Origin of the sequence: Mesorhizobium terrae (assembly GCF_008727715.1) — a bacterium.
GTDB classification, from domain to species: Bacteria; Pseudomonadota; Alphaproteobacteria; order Rhizobiales; family Rhizobiaceae; genus Mesorhizobium; species Mesorhizobium terrae.
This window is the reverse complement of sequence record NZ_CP044218.1, coordinates 4,617,709-4,635,453: the sequence shown is the minus strand read 5'-3', so window position 1 is coordinate 4,635,453 and position 17,745 is coordinate 4,617,709. Positions and strand designations below refer to the sequence as shown.

The window sequence follows — 17,745 nt, the reverse complement described above, 5'->3', positions numbered from 1 at the left end:
ATGGACATCACCGTCAACATTCTCCTGACCATCGCCACGGCCGCTACGCCGCTTCTGATCGCGGCTATCGGTGAACTGGTGGTCGAGCGCTCCGGCGTGCTGAACCTCGGCGTTGAAGGCATGATGGTTATGGGTGCGGTCGCCGGCTTCGGCGCCGGCTATCTGACCGGCTCGCCCTGGGTCGGCCTCGTGGCCGCGATTGTTGTCGGCGCGCTGTTCTCGCTGCTGTTTGCGGTGATGACGCTGTCGCTTGCCACCAACCAGGTCGCGACCGGCCTGTCGCTGACGCTGCTTGGTCTCGGCCTGTCGGGCATGATCGGCACTGGCTTCGTCGGCCTGCCGGGCGAGCGCTTGCCCAATCTCAACATTCCGCTGCTGACCGACCTGCCGGTGGTCGGCAAATTGCTGTTCGGGCAGGATCCGATTTTCTACATCTCGATCGCGCTGGTCTTCGGCGTGTCGTGGTTCCTGTTCAAGACCCGCACCGGCCTCACCCTGCGCTCGATCGGCGACAGCCACACCTCGGCCCATGCGCTGGGCATCCAGGTCATCCGCTACCGCTATCTGGCGGTGATGTTCGGCGGGGCCTGCGCCGGGCTCGCCGGCGGCCACCTCTCCCTCGTCTACACGCCGCAATGGGTGGAGAACATGACAGCCGGCCGCGGCTGGATCGCGCTGGCGCTGGTGGTGTTCGCGTCCTGGCGGCCGTGGCGGGTGCTGGCCGGCGCCTATATCTTCGGCGCGGTGTGGATCGGCCAGTTGCATGCGCAGGCGTTCGGCATCCCGGTCCCCTCGCAATTCCTGTCGTCGCTGCCGTATCTTGCCACCATCGTCGTCCTCGTCGTCATCTCGCGCAACAAGCGCCTGACGATGATGAACACGCCCGCTTCGCTCGGACAGGCTTTCGTTCCGGATCGTTGACAACCTAGAAAAAGACCAGCATAGCAAGGTTAATCCAGAGAGGTAACATCATGAAAAAGCTACTGATTGCCCTGATGACTTCGGCTGCGGCGCTGTCCGTCGCCGTCTCGGCCGAGGCCGCCGAAAAACTGAAGGCCTGCTGGGTTTATGTCGGCCCGGTCGGCGACTTCGGCTATTCCTACCAGCACGATCAGGGTCGGCTCGCAGTTGAAAAGAAGCTGGGCGACAAGGTCGAGACCGCTTATCTCGAAAACGTCGCTGAAGGTCCGGACGCCGAGCGCGCTTTCGAGCGCCTGGCACGCCAGGGCTGCAAGCTGATCTTCGGCACCTCGTTCGGCTTCATGGACGCAGAAGTGAAGGTCGCGGCCAAGTTCCCCGACATCAAGTTCGAGCACGCCACCGGCTACAAGACCGCGCCGAACCTCGGCATCTACAACGCCCGTTTCTACGAAGGCCGTTACATTCTCGGACAGATCGCAGCCAAGGAATCGAAAGCCGGCGTCGCTGGCTACATCGTCTCCTTCCCTATCCCGGAAGTGGTGATGGGCATCAACTCCTTCATGCTCGGCGCGCAGTCGGTCAACCCGAACTTCAAGGCCAAGATCGTCTGGGTGAATTCCTGGTTCGATCCGGGCAAGGAAGCCGACGCCGCCAAGGCGTTGTTTGACCAGGGCGCCGACGTCATCGTCCAGCACACCGATTCCACCGCGCCGCTGCAGGTAGCGCAGGAACGCGGCCTGCACGGTTTCGGCCAGGCCTCCGACATGATCAAGTTCGCGCCGAAGTCGCAGCTGACCGCGATCGTCGACGACTGGGGTCCGTACTACATCGAGCGCGTCGAAAAGGCGCTGGACGGCACCTGGAAGCCGGAAGACCGTTGGGAAGGCATCAAGGCTGGTGCCGTGCACATGGCGCCCTACACCAACATGGCGGACGACGTGAAGGCGATGGCGGAAGCCACGCAGAAGAAGATCGCCGGTGGCTGGAACCCCTTCACCGGCCCGGTCGCGAAACAGGACGGCACGCCGTGGCTGAAGGACGGCGAAGTGGCCGACGACAAGACGTTGCTTGGCATGAACTTCTACGTCAAGGGCGTGGACGACAAGCTGCCGCAGTAAGCCTCCTGACAACAGGCTGTCAGGGAGGGGTTGGTAGAAAGATCGCCTATCTTTGACAGCCTGAGAAGGAAGGCGAGGCCGAAATGCTGAAGTTCTACTGTACGCCCTGGTCACGGGCTTCGACCGTTTTCTGGCTACTTGAGGAACTCAGCCAACCCTACGAGATTGAACTCGTCGATATTCGCGCTCCGGGCGGTGTTCCGGAGGGCTACCGTGCCATTCAGCCGAACAAGAAGGTGCCGGCGATCGATCACGACGGCATAATCGTCACCGAACGGGCGGCGATTTGCATCTATCTGGCCGACGCGTTTCCCGAAGCGGGTCTCGCACCCGCGATTGGCAACGCCAGCCGCGCCGCCTATATGACGCGGCTGGTCTATTGCGATTCCGTGTTTGACCCCGCCATCGCAGTGCGGTCGAAGGGTTGGGAATATGCCGGTAGCGACTTCTCGTTCGGCCTGTTCGACGACATGGTCGCCAATCTCGAAAAATTGCTTTCGAAACATCCTTATGCGGTCGGCGATAGTTTTACCGCAGCTGACACGCAGCTCGCCGGCGGCATCGACTTCACCATGAACATCCTGAAGGTGCTGCCGCGCCTTCCGGTTTTTGTCGACTACATCGCCCGTGCCACCGATCGGCCGGCCTACAAACGCTATCGCGCCAAGGAGGCAGAGCTTGCCTCGAAAGTCACGCCGCTGTTCGACAGTTGAGGCCGACGAGAGGCAGGCTGTTCCATGCGCGATGGCACTGCGCCGCAATACAGCTCTTCAGTCCGTCTGTCTGGTTGAGGGCGCCGCGCAGCGCACCTCAGCAAGGATCACACAGCCGAGCCGTATAGGTCATAGGCGTCGGCGCGGTCGACCTTGACGGTGACGATGTCGCCGACGCGCAGCGGGCGCCGCGACTGGATATGCACCGAACCGTCGATCTCGGGCGCGTCATATTTGGTACGCCCCTTGGCCGTGGTGCCGTTGGCCTCGTCGATGATGACCGGCAGGCGTTTGCCGACTTTCTTGGCCTGTGCGGCAGCCGAAATCTTCTGCTGGCGCTGCATGAAGCGATGCCAGCGCGCTTCCTTGACCTCGTCCGGCACCTGCTCGAGGCCGAGGTCGTTGGAACGCGCACCCTTGACCGGCTCGTATTTGAAGCAGCCGGCGCGGTCGATCTTGGCCTCGTCGATCCAGTCGAGCAGCATCTCGAAGTCTTCCTCGGTCTCGCCGGGGAAGCCAACGATGAAGGTCGAACGGATGGCAAGGTCCGGGCAAACGTCGCGCCAGCCACGGATGCGCTCCAGCGCCTTTTCGCCATGGGCGGGGCGGCGCATGTTCTTCAACACCTGCGGCGAGGCATGCTGGAAGGGAATGTCGAGATAGGGAAGGATCTTGCCCTCGGCCATCAGCGGGATGACGTCGGCGACATGCGGGTAGGGGTAGACATAATGCATGCGCACCCAGATGCCGAGCTCGCCCAGTTCCTGCGACAGGTCGAGGAATTTTGCGCGCACCTCGCGCTCTTTCCAGACCGACGTCGCATATTTGACATCGATGCCGTAGGCGCTGGTGTCCTGCGAAATGACCAGCAGTTCCTTCACCCCGGCGTTCGCCAGCTTTTCCGCTTCGCGCAGCACATCCGCCGCCGGTCGCGAGACAAGGTCGCCGCGCAGGTCGGGGATGATGCAGAAGGTACAGCGGTTGTTGCAGCCTTCGGAAATCTTCAGATAGGCATAGTGGCGCGGCGTCAGCTTCACGCCCTGCGGCGGCACCAGGTCGGTGAACGGATCATGCGCCGGCGGCGCTGCCTCATGCACGGCCGCCATCACGCTCTCATAGGCCTGCGGGCCGGTGATGGCGAAGACATTGGGGTGCTTTTCGCGGATCAGCTCCGGTGTGGCGCCCATGCAGCCGGTGACGATGACCTTGCCGTTTTCCTTCATCGCCGTGCCGATGGCGTCGAGCGACTCCGTGCGCGCCGAATCCAGGAAGCCACAGGTGTTGACGACGACAAGGTCGGCGCCATCATGCTTGCGGGCGATCTCGTAGCCTTCGGCGCGGAGCTGGGTGAGGATGCGTTCGGAATCGACCAGCGCCTTCGGGCATCCGAGGCTGACGAAGCTGACGCGGGGTGCTGCGGTCATGGCGGCGTTCCAATGGACGCGGGCCGGAAACCTTGCAGGTCCGGCCCGGAATTCGTTCGTTTTCGGCATGGCACCAGTGCGGTGCTCTATTCGGCGCGCGCAATAGCACAGTTCGCCTGGCAAGCAAACCTCAGGCGCAGCCGGGCGCCCGGGCCTGAGTGGCCCGGGTCGTCCTCGACCTAATGCGCGCCACCGACGCTAGGCCCGAACCAAGGCGCCAGGAAACCGAAATGGTTCGGGAACTGCTCGACGGCGCCGTCGAGCAGCATCTTCAGCGCCACATAAAGGATGATCAGCAGGCCGATATAGGCGATCCAGCGGAAGCGATGCAGCAGGCGCGCCACGAAGGAGGCGGCAAACCCCATCAGCGCGATCGACAGCGCCAGGCCGATGATGAGCACCGTCGGGTGCTCCATCGCCGCGCCCGCGACCGCCAGCACATTGTCCAGCGACATCGAAACATCGGCGATGACGATCTGCCACGCCGCCTGGGCAAAGGTTTTGCGCGGTTTTCCCGATTTGGCGGCGGCGCCGTCGCTTTCCGCATCCGCCAGCGCTTCGGTGGCCTCCTGCTCTTCCTCGTGGCTGACGCGCAGCTCGCGCCACATCTTCCAGCACACCCACAACAACAGCAGGCCGCCGGCGATGAGCAGCATCGGGCCGAAGGCCAGCAGCCATTGCGTGATCAGGGCGAAGATGATGCGCAGCACCGTCGCGGCGCCGATACCGACCAGGATCGCCTTCTTGCGCTGGTCCTTGGGCAGGCCCGCCGCCGCAAGGCCGATGACGATGGCATTGTCGCCGGCAAGCACGAGGTCGATGGCGATGACCTGCAGAAGGGCGGAAAAACCAGCGGCGGTGAAGATTTCCATAAGCGGAAGTGCCCCTCATCGGTTTTTGAATCGAACTACATAAAATGTGGCCCTACGTGTATCGCATCATGGCGTCAAGCGCAGCACCGGATTGGCCGGATCACGCTCCGTTCCACACCGAAACATAAGGCTTTGGCCCGAACCGCCACGGGCGGAATGCATCGGATTGAGGTGCGATATGCTTGAGGACGCCGGAGCCTCCGCCGGCTCGGCCCGCCATTGCCTCGATAGTCCTGACGACGGGCAGGTGAGCAATCCGGCGCCGGATTTTGCCGTTCCCGCAGCCATGGTCGACCGGTAGTCGGACTCAGTCGGGAATCGGAGAGCGCCCACGGCGGCGGATCGGCCGCAATTCCCACTCATTGGTCGGGCGCGGCGCGTTTTTCAGCCGAAAATCGTCCCGAACACGGCTGTTTTTCGATTTTCCCCCTCTGTTCATACGGGGCGCGGTTTTGCGCCCGCTGCTATCGCCTTGGCCGGAATGAACGAATCCACGGGCCGGAAATGCGATTTTTCGTGAGCATAGACCAGCATTGCGCCGCACGGCTCCTGCGGTCGCATGCGGCCGGCAGGGTGGGGGTGTCGCCATATGTGCCCGCGTTTTGGCGAAAAGAAACCCTGCCGGCCAATCGGCGCGACCTTTTCGGCGCGCCGCGCGGTCCCGGCCCGCGCGCTTCGTTCATCGCGATGTTCGACGCTTCAAGAGGGACTTTTCCATGACCATGACGATTTCCGCCCAGCCGGCCAAAAGGTGCGCTCGTGCCTTCCGGCGCAGCCTTCTGGCCGCCACCGCTCTGGTGGCCGCCGCCGCCGGCCCCGCCTGGGCGGGCTATCGCTTTTCAACCACGGGCACTTATTCGGGTACCATCATAATAAACTCAGCCGAGAGGGAATTCAGCCTTTCGGTGGTTAGCGGCGCTGTCGGGACATTTGTCGGCATTCTACATATCGAGGGCGGTATGTTCGTACCCCGCCTCAACATCGGCAGCACGGGGGACGGTGCTAATAACGGAACGATTATCTTCGCACCCTCGGCCATCGATCGAGTTGGAGGATCGTACGTTAATATTTTTCTCGACGCCGGGACCGCGCAGATTGGCAGTCAGGCTGGGCGAGATTTGCTGGCGCATGAACGGACACAGGTCGCGCTCAGAAGCGGAACGTTGGATCTGGCTGGCCAAGACCTAGCTATCAGAAGTTTGTTCACCGGCGTCGACGGAAACGAGGGGACCGTTCGCAACAATACCGCAGGCACAACCGCAGTACTTGCCTTGGTTGGGGCCAACATCAATAGCGCCAACAGGATCGTCGACGGCCTTGGCAAGATACGGCTTAGGAAGGAAGGAAATCGCTTATTATCGGTAGTTGGTAGCCAAAGCTACTCCGGTGGCACTGAGTTCGCCGCTGGCGCTATCCAATTCGACAAAGGCAGTCCCACTCAAAGCGATATCAGCATCGGCACCGGCGAGATCCTCTTAAACGCGGAAACGGGCAATACTTTGCAGCTTCGCGCCATGTCTCAAGGCTTGGCCCTCACAAACGACCTGCGCTTCGAAAATGGTAGTGTGGTCGACATCCCGGTCTTTCATGAGGGTAGTGTGACGCTGAAGGGCGCGCGTTCCGGACGCGGGGAAATACGCAAGACCAGTATTGGTACGCTCGTCTTGCAAGGTGACGGTTCGCAATCCGCGCTTCGCTACGAAGTTTATGATGGCACCCTACGGACAGAAGGGAATGGCGACGCCATCGGCGCCAACTCCAGCGTAGCTGTTTGGACAGATGCCACGCTCCATGTCGCTCAGAGTGATCGGCTTAGCGTTCTGAGTGGCATGGGCACCGTACAACTCGATGCCGGCAAGCAGCTGGACATCGCCGGTGTCGATAAGGAATCGCGCTTCGAAGGCCAGGTCGTCGGCGCCGGATCACTGAGGAAATCAGGCTCCGGAGAACTGATCCTCACGAAGGCCAACAGCTATTCTGGTGGTACGGTGTTCAACAACGGTGCCATCCGGGCGACTGCCGACGGCGCCCTCGGCACCGGCAAGATTACCGTTGAGGACGACAACACGGAACTGATCCTCGGCGAAACCGGGGGCGTAACGCTCAACAACGAAATCGCCTTCAACATCCCAGGTAACCAGGGCGCGTCCGTCAGGGTCGACGAGGGCAATATTTCCACCCTTTCTGGGACGTTGCGGGACCTGTCGTCTCCCGGGAAAAACGATGTGATGTTTCACAAGACCGGCCTTGGCAGGCTGACGCTGACGGGCACGACCGAAGGCAATGTTCGACACCAGGCGGGGCGCCTTCAGGTCGACGGAACTGCCACATCCGTGGGCGTGATGCGCGACGCGGTGCTGGGGGGAAATGGAACGATCGATGATCTCTGGATCAGCGGCGGCGGCATCCTCGAAGGCACGTCAGGCCAACAACTGACAGCGGGGAAACTCTTCGCCGATGGCGAGGGTGGCCCGGCATTGATCAACGTGCGCCTTGGCCAGCCCGGCGGTCCGGCTTTGTTCAAGGTGCTGGGCGACTTGACGCTCAGTGCCACCTTCAACGTCTCCGACGCCGGCGGCTTCGGGCAGGGCGTCTACCGGCTGATCGACTATGGCGGCACCTTCACCAACAATGGCATCGGCATCGGCACCACGCCGGACGGCTACAAGAAGGAAGACCTCGTCCTCCAGACTTCGATCGCCAAGCAGATCAATCTGGTTGTCGGCGGTGCCGGGCCGGACAAGAACATCCTGTTCTGGGACGGGGCGGATTCGGAAGGCAACGGCGCCATCGACGGCGGCAGCGGCACCTGGGCGGCCCAGCAGCCCAACTGGACCAGTGCCGATGGCAGCGCCAACACGGCCTGGGGCGGCCGCTTCGCCGTGTTCCAGGGTACTGCCGGCACCGTCAATGTCGTTGCCGATGGCGAGCCGATCAAGATCACCGGCATGCAGTTCGCCTCGGACGGTTACCGCGTCGAAGGTGGCAATCTGGCGCTGAACCAGGCCGAGACCAACATCCGCGTCGGCGACGGCAGTGCCGCCGGCAGCCAGATGACCGCCACCATCGCCTCCGGCCTCACCGGCACCGGCGCGATCGTCAAGGACGACCTCGGCACCCTGGTGCTGACCGGTGCCAACACCTATCTGGGCAACACCATCGTGCGGGCCGGCACCCTGGTCGGCAATGCCGGCTCGATCCGCAACGCCATCGCCAATGCCGGCAAGGTCGTCTTCGACCAGGGTGACGACGCCACCTTCGCCGGCGCCATCGGCGGCACCGGCACCATGGTCAAGAACGGCGCCGGCAAGCTCACCTTGACGGGTGCCAGCGGCCTCGACTGGACGGTCGACCGTGGCACGCTGGCCTCGGCCACCGACCGTTTCGGCGGCGATGTCGAGATCGGCGCCGAGGGCATGACGCGTTTCGACCAGGCCGCCTCCGGCGCCTATGCCGGCATCGTCTCGGGTGAGGGAGCGCTGCGCCTCAATACAGGCAGCGGCAACACCGTCAGGCTGACGGGTGACTCCTCGGCCTTCGACGGCTTCACCACCGTGGAGAGCGGCGCGCTCGACATCGCCGGCAAGCTCGGCGGCGAACTCCTGATGCGCGACGGCACCTTGCTTGGCGGCACCGGCATGGTCGGCTCCACCACCATCGCCTCCGGCGCCACCATCGCGCCCGGCAACTCGATCGGCACGCTGGCCGTCGCCGGCGACTTCCTGCAGGAGGCGGGCTCGGTCTACCATGCCGAGATCGATGCAGGCGGTTCTTCGGATCGCATCGCCGTCGGCGGCCGCGCTACCCTGCAGGGCGGCACCGTGCGTGTCACCAAGCTCGCCGGCTCCTACAACCGCACCATCCGCTACACCATCCTGAGCGCGGTCGGCGGTGTCACCGGCAAATACGCCGTGCTCGACCAGGACCGGCCGTTCCTCAACATGGCGCTGGGTTATGGCGCCAACGACGTCTATCTCGACATGGTGCGCAACAGCACCGCCTTCTGCGATGCCGCCCAAACCCGCAACCAGTGTTCGGCCGCACGTGGCGCCGAAAGCCTCGGTGCCGGCAACAGCGTCTACAACGCCATTGCCGCCGTCAGCGACCAGGCCATGGCGCGCCAAGCCTTCGACGCATTGTCGGGCGAGGCCCATGCCTCGACAAGAAGCGCGCTTGTCGACGACAGCCGCTTCCTGCGCGAGGCGGCCAACCGGCGGGTACGCGAGGCCTTCGCCGAACCCGGCGAGACGCTGGGCGGCGTGTGGCTGCAGGGTTTTGGCAGCTGGGGCTCGACGCAGACGACGGTCGAGACGGCGGCACTGCACCGCTCCATCGGCGGCCTCTTCGTCGGCGCCGACGGCGAGATCGGCGACAACTGGCGCGCCGGTGTCGTGGCCGGTTATTCCTCCAGCACGCTCAAGGCTGATGCGCGCGCTTCCTCGGCTTCGGTCAAGAGTTACACGCTGGGTGCCTATGCCGGTGCCGAATGGGGTGCCTGGACGCTGCGTGGCGGCCTTGCCCATGCCTGGCATGATGTCGAGGCGGCGCGCTCCGTTGCCTTCGACGGCTTCAAGGACAGTCTCAAGTCCGACTACGATGCCCGCACCACCCAGTTCTACAGCGAGGTCGGTTATGCCATGCATGCTGGCGGCATGCGCTTCGAGCCGTTCGCCGGCCTTGCCATCGTGCATGTCGCCTCCGAAGGCTTTCGCGAGAAGGGCGGGGCGGCCGCACTCGACGGTCGTGCCGGCAGCGACACCGTGCCGTTCACCACCTTCGGCATGCATGCCGAGACGCAGCTGATCGTCGGCACCGAGGCGGTCCTGAAGGCGCGCGGCATGCTGGGCTGGCGCCATGCCTTCGGCGACGTGACGCCGGATGCGGGCTTGCGCTTCGTCAGCGGCGGCTCCGCCTTCGCCATCTCCGGCGCGCCGATCGCCCGCGACAGCCTGGTGCTTGAAACCGGCCTCGACCTCGCCATCGGCGCCGCCACCACGCTCGGCATCTCCTACACCGGCAATCTCGGCGGCGATGCCTCCGACCACTCCATGAAGGGCAACCTCTCCATCCGCTTCTGAGCGGATGAAGATACCCCAACCTCCCAAGGAACACTCAATGGCTACCGCTCGCACCATTGCGACCACTCCAACCTCTGCTTGACGCTGTGATCTGGCGCGCGGTAAAGGCGAAGCGACGATGGCATTCGTTAGCAAAACGGCAGCAGCCATGGCGGATGCCATCGCCGAAAACCAAAAAAGCTAGCGAGATTAATGCCGGAGGGATGGCCGAGCGGTTTAAGGCACCGGTCTTGAAAACCGGCGTGGCAGCGATGTCACCGTGGGTTCGAATCCCACTCCCTCCGCCACCTATCTCGCTTTCAGCCCGTGCCGAAGGCACTTCACCATTGGTCGGCTGACGTCTTCACCAGCATTTCGCGGTTACCGAAGGCGGGCCACTTGAAAAGGACATGATAGCCAGTCTCATCAGCGAACCCTTGCACATATCCTTCCCAAGCCGGCGTATGAAACCGCTAAAACTTAAGGCCTTTGTTTATTTCGCGAGACGACGCCGGCGCCTGCTGCCGGTCTGAGATCGTCGGCGAACGATCAGGTCGCTGTGTAGTCTCCAGATATTATTTCAAAACAAGCTATTGCCCGATTGCTCTACGGCACAACGACACCTTGTCGCCACAATTTTGCCGGTCGAAGGCCGCAATCGATTAAGCGTGTAATAAGCAATTCCTGTGCAAAAGGGATTCTGGGGTTTTGGGTGTCGAGCGGGTCATCGTTCGAATTGCTTCGTCCCCAGCAGTGTTTGAGTAGCGGCGCCATTGTTCGGGCCGGCAGGGGAAGAGTTCACGATGCAGGTACCGACGCGTCTTCGTCGCATTTCGACTTACGCGTTGTTGGCCGTCTCGGCCGGGCTTCTCGCAGCCTGCGCATCCTCTGAACCGACCAAGACCAGCAAGCGCGAACGCTCCAAGGAATATTTCTCGGAAGCCGAATATGGTGTGAAGGCCAGCCCGCGCGTCGCCATGGGCAAGCACGGTTTTCGCCGCGGCGGCGGCCGCGACCAGCTCGGCAATCCCTATCAGGTTCGCGGCAAGTGGTATTACCCGAAGGAAGAGCAGAAATATTCCAGGAAGGGCACTGCCTCGTGGTACGGCGAAGCCTTCCATGGTCGGCTCACCGCCAATGGCGAAGTCTACGACATTTCGCAGATCACCGGCGCGCATCCGACCATGCCGTTGCCCAGCTACGCCCGCGTCACCAATCTCGACAATGGCAGTTCCATCATCGTGCGTGTCAACGATCGCGGGCCTTATCACGAAGGGCGGCTGATCGATCTGTCGAAACGGGCGGCCGACATGCTGGGCTACTCCCGGATCGGCACCGCCAGGGTCAAGGTCGACTATGTAGGCCGCGCTCCGCTCGAGGGCAGCGACGATTCCTATCTCCTGGCTTCCTACCATCCCGGCAACAGGATCCCCGATCCATCCGACGGCCTGCCGACCGGCGTCATGGTTGCCATGAACGGCTCGTCGCCAAGCGCGCCGATTGCCGCCAGTGCGGCAAGCATCCCGTTCCCCGGCCAGGCCGCGAGTGTCGCACTAGCACCGGCACCGTTGGTGGTGGCGCAGAACAGCTCCATCGAAGGCATCGTCCTGCCGGATTTCGGGCCGATCGTCATGCCGCGTCCGGATATGGCCGATGTGCTGCCGACGCCGCAGAACCTTCCATTCAAGATGGCGACCCTGTCTTATGCCGCCGAACGCAACCAGCGCTCGGCTTCGGCCTTTGCCGCGCTCGAAGGGCCGGCGGCGGCGCTAGGCAACTGGAAACAGCAGAACGACCCGTCCGATGATTATGTCGCTGCCGGCACCTTCGACAGCGCTGTGGACGCAAAGAAAGTCGCTGCAGCGCTCAAGGCCTATGGTCGCGTCGAAATCGACCAGGCAAAGCTCGACGGCAGGGACTGGTATTCGGTCAATCTCTATCAGGACGGCCGCATGACCGTCGATAACATGCTGGAAGCAGCCTGGAGCCATGGCGCGCCGGATGCATTCGCGGTGCGCGACTGAGGCGACCCGCCGCCGGGGATAAGCTGGGCGCCGGCGGCAGGCGCGATTGATCGGCTCGCCTCTCAACTGATAGCGTGTGGCCATGATTTCGAAATCCCGCACTCCTTTGGCCTTGGCCAGCCTGTTCGGCATCGCGCTTCTCGTGCTCTCGGCTATGCCGGCAGCCGCGCAACTGTTCGAGACCAAGGCGGCGGCCGCCTTCATGATCGACGCCGAAACCGGCACGGTGTTGTTTTCCAAACAACCCGACAAGCCGATCCAGCCGGCCTCGCTCGCCAAGCTGATGACGCTGGAAATGGCCTTCAATGCGGTGAAGGGTGGTCGGCTCACGATCAACGACACCTTCGTGGTCAGCGAAAACGCCTGGCGCAAGGGGGGCGCCCCATCCGGCACCTCCACCATGTTTGCGGCCCTCAAATCGGCCATCCGCATCGAAGACCTGATGAAGGGTATCGCCGTTCAGGCCGCCAACGATGGCTGCATCATCCTCGCCGAAGGATTTGCGGGTTCCGAAGAGAATTTCGCCCTGCAGATGAATGAACATGCCCGCCAGATCGGGCTGCCGATTTCGACCTTCGTCAACGCCACCGGCTTGCCGGCCGGCGGCCAGAAGACGACTGTTCGCGAACTTACCCAGCTGGCTTTGCGCCTGTCGCGCGAATATCCGGACCTCTACGCCTATTTCGGGCTGAAGGACTTCACCTGGAACAAGATCACGCAGCGCAACCGCAACCCGCTATTGGCCATGGATATCGGCGCTGACGGGCTGGCGGTCGGCGCCAGCGAACAGGACGGATTCGGTATCGTCGGTTCGCTCAACCAGGGCGGCAGGCGGGTCGTTGCAACGATGAGCGGGCTGGCCAGCGACCGCGAACGCGCCGAGGAGGCACGCAAGCTCCTCGAATGGGGCCTGCGTTCCTTCGAAAAGACCGAGGTCTTCGCCAAGGATGAGACAGTTGGCGAGGCGCAAGTGTTCGGTGGCGCCAAATCCGGTGTGGCGCTGAAGGCCAAGGGGCCGATCGATCTCCTGCTGCCCATTGCTGGCCGCGACAAGGTCACCGCTCGCATCGTCTACAATGGCCCGCTGCCAGCGCCGGTGGAAGCCGGGCAGCCGGTCGGCGCGCTGCGCATCTGGATCGGCGATACGCTGAGCCAGGAAACGCCGCTGTTCGCGGCCGAGACAGTGGAGGTTGGCTCCATGCCGCGCCGCGCCATCGACGCCGTCAAGGAAATCGCGGTTGGTTGGTTGCGATAGGTCTTTAGTCGCGCAAAGCGATACAACCTATTATAAACAAAGCGAATTCACTCGATCTTCGGATTCTTGTGGCCGGTTTCCCGTCGCCATTCTGGACCTTTTCGCCGGCGCGCATTAAGAGTGGAAAGATCGGCAAGAAGCACTAACCCTCTCGCCGCAGCGGCTTCCGGCACCTATGTCTGGTATTGGGGCGACAACCGAGGCGCAGCGTTTGGCGAGCGGATTCTTCATCACTTTCGAAGGCGGCGAGGGCGCCGGCAAGTCGACGCAGATCAAGCGTCTGGCCGAGCGTCTGCGCACCAAGAAATATGATGTCATGGTCACCCGGGAGCCGGGCGGTTCGCCAGGTGCCGAAGCGGTGCGCCACGTGCTTTTGTCGGGCCTTGCCGAACCCTTCGGGCCGAAAATGGAGGCGCTGTTGTTTGCCGCGGCCCGCTCGGACCATGTCGAACAAGTGATCCGGCCGGCGATCGAGCGCGGAGCGGTTGTGTTGTGCGATCGTTTCATCGATTCGTCACGGGTCTACCAGGGTGCCACCGGCGGGCTGGATCCAGCCTATGTCGATGCGCTCCAGCGCGTTGCCATCAACGGAATGGTGCCGAACCTGACCCTGATCTTCGACATCGATCCGACCGAGGGACTACGTCGCGCCGCCGAGCGGCGCAATGCCGGCGAGGTTCCCGATCGTTTCGAGAAGGAGACGCTCGCCATCCAGCAACGCCGCCGCGAAGCCTATCTGGCAATCGCCAAGGCGGAGCCGAAGCGCTGTGTGGTCATCGACGCGTCCGGCGATCTGGAACAGGTCGAGCATGCGGTGACCGCCGCCGTTTTCGCCGCACTCGACAAGGGCAAGCCGACACGCGCCAGCCATAAGGCGCCGGCATGAGTTTCGAACGGCTGGCACCGGAACAGCATGATACGCTGGACGGCGTGCCGGAACCGGCCGAGAATCCGCACCTTGTTGGCCACGGTGACATCGCGGAGACGCTGGCCGCCGCCTATCGGGCTGGCAAGCTGCCGCATGCGCTGATGTTGTGCGGCACCGCGGGTATCGGCAAGGCGACCCTGGCTTTCCATCTTGCGCACCACCTTCTGCGTTATCCCGACGGCAGATCGGCGCCGGAAGCGCTTGCCGTTCCTGATCCGACCTCATCGCTGCACCGCCAGATCGCCATGGGTGCGCACCCATCGGTGCTGCATCTGACGCGACCGATGAACGATCGCACCAAGACCTATAAGAGCGTTGTTACCGTCGACGAAATCCGCAAGGTCGGCCAGTTCCTGTCGATGACCTCCCATGACGGTGGCTACAGGGTGGTGATCGTCGATCCAGCCGACGACATGAATACCAATGCAGCCAATGCGTTATTGAAGAATCTTGAAGAACCACCTGCAAGAACGGTCTTCATCCTCATCGTCCATGCACCCGGCAGCTTGTTGCCGACGATCCGATCGCGTTGCCAGGTGTTGCGGCTTGCTCCGCTCGCCGAGGACGAATTGACGGCCGTGCTGGATGCGGTCGGTCAAGCAGTGCCGGATGACGCCGCACAGCGTGCTGCGTTGGCCGAGCGGGCAGGGGGCAGCGCCCGCGCCGCCATCCTGCTCACCCAATATGGCGGCCTGGAAATTGCGGGGGCACTGGAAAAGCTGGTATCGGCGGGCAGGGTGGATATCGCCAAGGCGCATCGGCTGGCTGAGACGGTTGCCGGTCGCGATCAGGCCATTCCGTTCGAGACGTTCAACCGTCATGCTCTGGAATTGCTCTCTGACGCGGCAAGTTCGGCGGCGTTGAGTGGCGATCTAAGGCGCGCCAAGCTGCTGTCGGATGCTTGGCAAGAAGCGCGGCGTGTAATATCTGAGACTGAAACCTACAATCTCGACAAGAAGCAGCACGCGCTTACGATGATCGACCGCCTGAATTCTGCAATGCGAATGTGACGGCCCTGAAGCGCGGGATGGCTTTCGCCATACCGATGCGATATCCACGCCCCGACTTTCCATTCAGACATTCATGACGGTCCGCCATGTCCCGCGACAAGTTCTACATCACCACCGCAATTTCCTATCCCAACGGCAAGCCGCATATCGGCCATGCCTACGAATTGCTGGCAACCGACGCGCTGGCCCGTTTCCAGCGCCTGGACGGCAAGGACGTCTTCTTCCTGACCGGAACCGACGAACACGGCATCAAGATGCTGCAGACGGCCAAGAAGGAAGGCATTTCACCGCGTGAGCTGGCCGACCGCAACGCGGCCGAATTCCAGCGCATGGCGCTGGCGCTCAACGCCTCCAACGACGATTTCATCCGCACCACCGAGGCACGCCATCAGGTCGCTTCCCAGGCCATCTGGAAGGCGATGGAGGCCAATGGCGACATCTACAAAGGCGGTTATGCCGGCTGGTACTCGGTGCGCGACGAAGCCTATTACGGTGAGGAAGAGACCGAAGTTCGGGCCGACAACGTTCGTTACGGCCCGCAGGGCACGCCGGTCGAATGGGTCGAGGAGGAAAGCTACTTCTTTCGCCTTTCCGCCTATCAGGACAAGTTGCTGGCGCTCTACGAAAGCCAGCCGGATTTCGTCGGCCCGAGCGAACGGCGCAACGAGGTGGTCTCCTTCGTCAAATCCGGCCTGAAGGACCTTTCGATCTCGCGCACCACCTTCGACTGGGGCATTCCGGTTCCCGGCGACGAAAAGCACGTCATGTATGTGTGGGTCGACGCGCTGACCAACTACATCACCGCTGCCGGCTATCCTGACACCGCCGCCGCCTCCTGGAAATTCTGGCCGGCGACGCACGTCATCGGCAAGGATATCGTGCGGTTCCACGCCGTCTATTGGCCGGCATTCCTGATGTCGGCGGGCATCGAACTGCCGAAGCGCGTCTTCGCGCACGGCTTCCTGTTCAACCGCGGCGAGAAGATGTCGAAGTCGGTCGGCAATGTCATCGATCCGTTCACGATGGTCGATCACTACGGGCTCGACCAGGTGCGCTATTTCTTCCTGCGCGAAGTGCCGTTCGGACAGGATGGCAGCTACAGCCACGAGGCGATCGTCAACCGCACCAATGCCGACCTTGCCAACGATCTCGGCAATCTGGCGCAGCGGTCGCTGTCGATGATCGCCAAGAACTGCGCCGGCGTGGTGCCGCAGCGCGGCACGCTCGCCGAGGCTGACGAAACAATCCTTGGCCAAGCGACGGCTGCCTTGGCGACTGCGCGCAAGGCGATGGCGGAGCAGGGCATCCATCATGCACTGGCAGCGATCTTCGCAGTCGTGGCCGATGCCAACCGCTATTTCGCCGCGCAGGAGCCGTGGGCGCTGAAGAAGACCGATCCGGCTCGCATGGAAACGGTTTTGTGGACCACGGCCGAGGTCATTCGGCGCGTCGGCATCCTCTGCCAGCCCTATATCCCGGGCTCAGCGGCAGAGCTGCTCGACACGCTGGCAGTCGCTGCGGACAAGCGTGGCTTCGAGCATCTGGGCGACGAACAGGCGCTGGTGCCGGGCACGGCGCTGCCTGCGCCGCAGCCGGTGTTCCCACGTTATGTCGAGCAGGCCCAGGAAGGCTGAGTGATGCTGGTCGACAGCCATTGCCATCTGGACTTTCCGGATTTCACCGAGGAGCGGGCGGCCATCGTCGCCCGTGCCCTCGCGGCCGGTGTCGGCCGCATGGTGACAATCTCGACGCGAGTGAAGCGCTTCGAACAAGTGCTTGCCATTGCTGAGGAATATGACGAAGTCTATTGCTCGGTCGGCACTCATCCGCACAATGCCGCCGAAGAGCTCGACATAACCACCGAAGACCTCATTCGGTTTGCCGCGCACCCGAAGGTCGTTGCGATCGGCGAGGCGGGGCTCGACTATTTTTACGACAAGGCGCCGCGCGACGCGCAGGCGCTAGGATTGCGTGTCCATATCGCGGCGGCGCGTCAGACCGGATTGCCGCTGGTGATCCACGCCCGCAACGCCGACGAGGATATGGCGACGATCCTGACGGAAGAGACAGGGAAGGGCACCTTCCCCTTCATCCTGCATTGCTTCTCCTCCGGCGCCGAGCTTGCTCGTGTCGGCATCGAGCTCGGCGGCTATGTGTCGTTCTCCGGTATCCTGACCTTCAAGAATTCGGCCGAATTGCGCGATATCGCCAAGGACGTACCGCATGAGCGGCTGCTGGTCGAAACAGACGCACCCTATCTGGCGCCGCCGCCGCATCGCGGCAAGCGCAACGAACCGGCCTATGTGGTTGAGACTGCTAAGGTTTTGGCCGAAACGATCGGCGTCAGCGCCGCTGAAATTGCTACGATCACCACGGCCAATTTCTTCCGGCTGTTCACCAAGATGCCAAAGCCGGCCTGAGCG

12 protein-coding genes and 1 tRNA gene are annotated in these 17,745 nt (G+C 62.8%); 11 read left to right on the top strand and 2 right to left on the bottom strand.

Annotated elements, in window-relative coordinates:
• From FZF13_RS23485 to FZF13_RS23475, 3 genes are all read left to right on the top strand, one after another.
• Positions 1–921 carry an ABC transporter permease gene (locus FZF13_RS23485; RefSeq protein ID WP_024924007.1) on the top strand — a complete coding sequence of 307 codons (921 nt, stop codon included), beginning with the start codon at positions 1–3 and terminating at the stop codon, positions 919–921.
• Positions 922–971: 50 nt separating this feature from the next.
• On the top strand, positions 972–2,039 hold the full coding sequence (locus FZF13_RS23480) for a BMP family ABC transporter substrate-binding protein (protein ID WP_024924008.1): 1,068 nt from the start codon (positions 972–974) through the stop codon (positions 2,037–2,039).
• Positions 2,040–2,122: 83 nt separating this feature from the next.
• A complete protein-coding gene (locus tag FZF13_RS23475) occupies positions 2,123–2,752 on the top strand; it encodes a glutathione S-transferase family protein (protein WP_024924009.1) in 630 nt (209 codons plus the stop codon).
• A gap of 107 nt (positions 2,753–2,859) precedes the next feature.
• Here FZF13_RS23475 and rimO read toward each other — a convergent pair whose 3' ends face one another.
• Complete coding sequence (gene rimO / locus FZF13_RS23470; RefSeq protein WP_024924010.1) at positions 2,860–4,176, bottom strand: 30S ribosomal protein S12 methylthiotransferase RimO; 1,317 nt, start codon at positions 4,174–4,176, stop codon at positions 2,860–2,862.
• Positions 4,177–4,355: 179 nt separating this feature from the next.
• Positions 4,356–5,048 carry a TerC family protein gene (locus FZF13_RS23465; RefSeq protein ID WP_024924011.1) on the bottom strand — a complete coding sequence of 231 codons (693 nt, stop codon included), beginning with the start codon at positions 5,046–5,048 and terminating at the stop codon, positions 4,356–4,358.
• 1,829 nt (positions 5,049–6,877) lie between these two features.
• Here FZF13_RS23465 and FZF13_RS23460 point away from each other — a divergent pair.
• The 8 genes from FZF13_RS23460 to FZF13_RS23425 all read left to right on the top strand — a co-directional run bounded on the left by FZF13_RS23460 (position 6,878) and on the right by FZF13_RS23425 (position 17,742).
• Positions 6,878–10,126 carry an autotransporter domain-containing protein gene (locus FZF13_RS23460; protein ID WP_024924012.1) on the top strand — a complete coding sequence of 1,083 codons (3,249 nt, stop codon included), beginning with the start codon at positions 6,878–6,880 and terminating at the stop codon, positions 10,124–10,126.
• A 197-nt stretch (positions 10,127–10,323) separates the two neighbouring features.
• Positions 10,324–10,413: transfer RNA gene (locus FZF13_RS23455), tRNA-Ser, on the top strand.
• Between the two features lie 495 nt (positions 10,414–10,908).
• Positions 10,909–12,129: a septal ring lytic transglycosylase RlpA family protein gene (locus FZF13_RS23450; protein ID WP_024924013.1), complete on the top strand. Its 1,221-nt coding sequence runs from the start codon at positions 10,909–10,911 to the stop codon at positions 12,127–12,129.
• 82 nt (positions 12,130–12,211) lie between these two features.
• Positions 12,212–13,384, top strand: coding sequence for a D-alanyl-D-alanine carboxypeptidase family protein (locus tag FZF13_RS23445; RefSeq protein ID WP_024924014.1), 1,173 nt, complete (start codon positions 12,212–12,214; stop codon positions 13,382–13,384).
• A gap of 211 nt (positions 13,385–13,595) precedes the next feature.
• Positions 13,596–14,270 (top strand): dTMP kinase, encoded by a 675-nt coding sequence (gene tmk, locus FZF13_RS23440; protein WP_024924015.1) that lies wholly within the window; start codon positions 13,596–13,598, stop codon positions 14,268–14,270.
• Complete coding sequence (locus FZF13_RS23435; protein ID WP_024924016.1) at positions 14,267–15,322, top strand: DNA polymerase III subunit delta'; 1,056 nt, start codon at positions 14,267–14,269, stop codon at positions 15,320–15,322. Before tmk ends, FZF13_RS23435 begins: the two co-directional genes overlap by 4 nt.
• Before the next feature lie 86 nt (positions 15,323–15,408).
• Positions 15,409–16,956: a methionine--tRNA ligase gene (gene metG / locus FZF13_RS23430; RefSeq protein ID WP_024924017.1), complete on the top strand. Its 1,548-nt coding sequence runs from the start codon at positions 15,409–15,411 to the stop codon at positions 16,954–16,956.
• 3 nt (positions 16,957–16,959) lie between these two features.
• Positions 16,960–17,742 (top strand): TatD family hydrolase, encoded by a 783-nt coding sequence (locus FZF13_RS23425; protein WP_024924018.1) that lies wholly within the window; start codon positions 16,960–16,962, stop codon positions 17,740–17,742.
• Positions 17,743–17,745: the final 3 nt, after the last annotated feature.

Excerpts from the sequence above, each read along its gene's own strand:
- FZF13_RS23485 (WP_024924007.1), top strand. The coding sequence starts at position 1 with ATGGACATCACCGTCAACATTCTCCTGACCATCGCCACGGCCGCTACG.
- FZF13_RS23480 (WP_024924008.1), top strand. The coding sequence starts at position 972 with ATGAAAAAGCTACTGATTGCCCTGATGACTTCGGCTGCGGCGCTGTCC.
- FZF13_RS23475 (WP_024924009.1), top strand. The coding sequence starts at position 2,123 with ATGCTGAAGTTCTACTGTACGCCCTGGTCACGGGCTTCGACCGTTTTC.
- rimO (WP_024924010.1), bottom strand. The coding sequence starts at position 4,176 with ATGACCGCAGCACCCCGCGTCAGCTTCGTCAGCCTCGGATGCCCGAAG.
- FZF13_RS23465 (WP_024924011.1), bottom strand. The coding sequence starts at position 5,048 with ATGGAAATCTTCACCGCCGCTGGTTTTTCCGCCCTTCTGCAGGTCATC.
- FZF13_RS23460 (WP_024924012.1), top strand. The coding sequence starts at position 6,878 with ATGGGCACCGTACAACTCGATGCCGGCAAGCAGCTGGACATCGCCGGT.
- FZF13_RS23450 (WP_024924013.1), top strand. The coding sequence starts at position 10,909 with ATGCAGGTACCGACGCGTCTTCGTCGCATTTCGACTTACGCGTTGTTG.
- FZF13_RS23445 (WP_024924014.1), top strand. The coding sequence starts at position 12,212 with ATGATTTCGAAATCCCGCACTCCTTTGGCCTTGGCCAGCCTGTTCGGC.
- FZF13_RS23435 (WP_024924016.1), top strand. The coding sequence starts at position 14,267 with ATGAGTTTCGAACGGCTGGCACCGGAACAGCATGATACGCTGGACGGC.
- metG (WP_024924017.1), top strand. The coding sequence starts at position 15,409 with ATGTCCCGCGACAAGTTCTACATCACCACCGCAATTTCCTATCCCAAC.
- FZF13_RS23425 (WP_024924018.1), top strand. The coding sequence starts at position 16,960 with ATGCTGGTCGACAGCCATTGCCATCTGGACTTTCCGGATTTCACCGAG.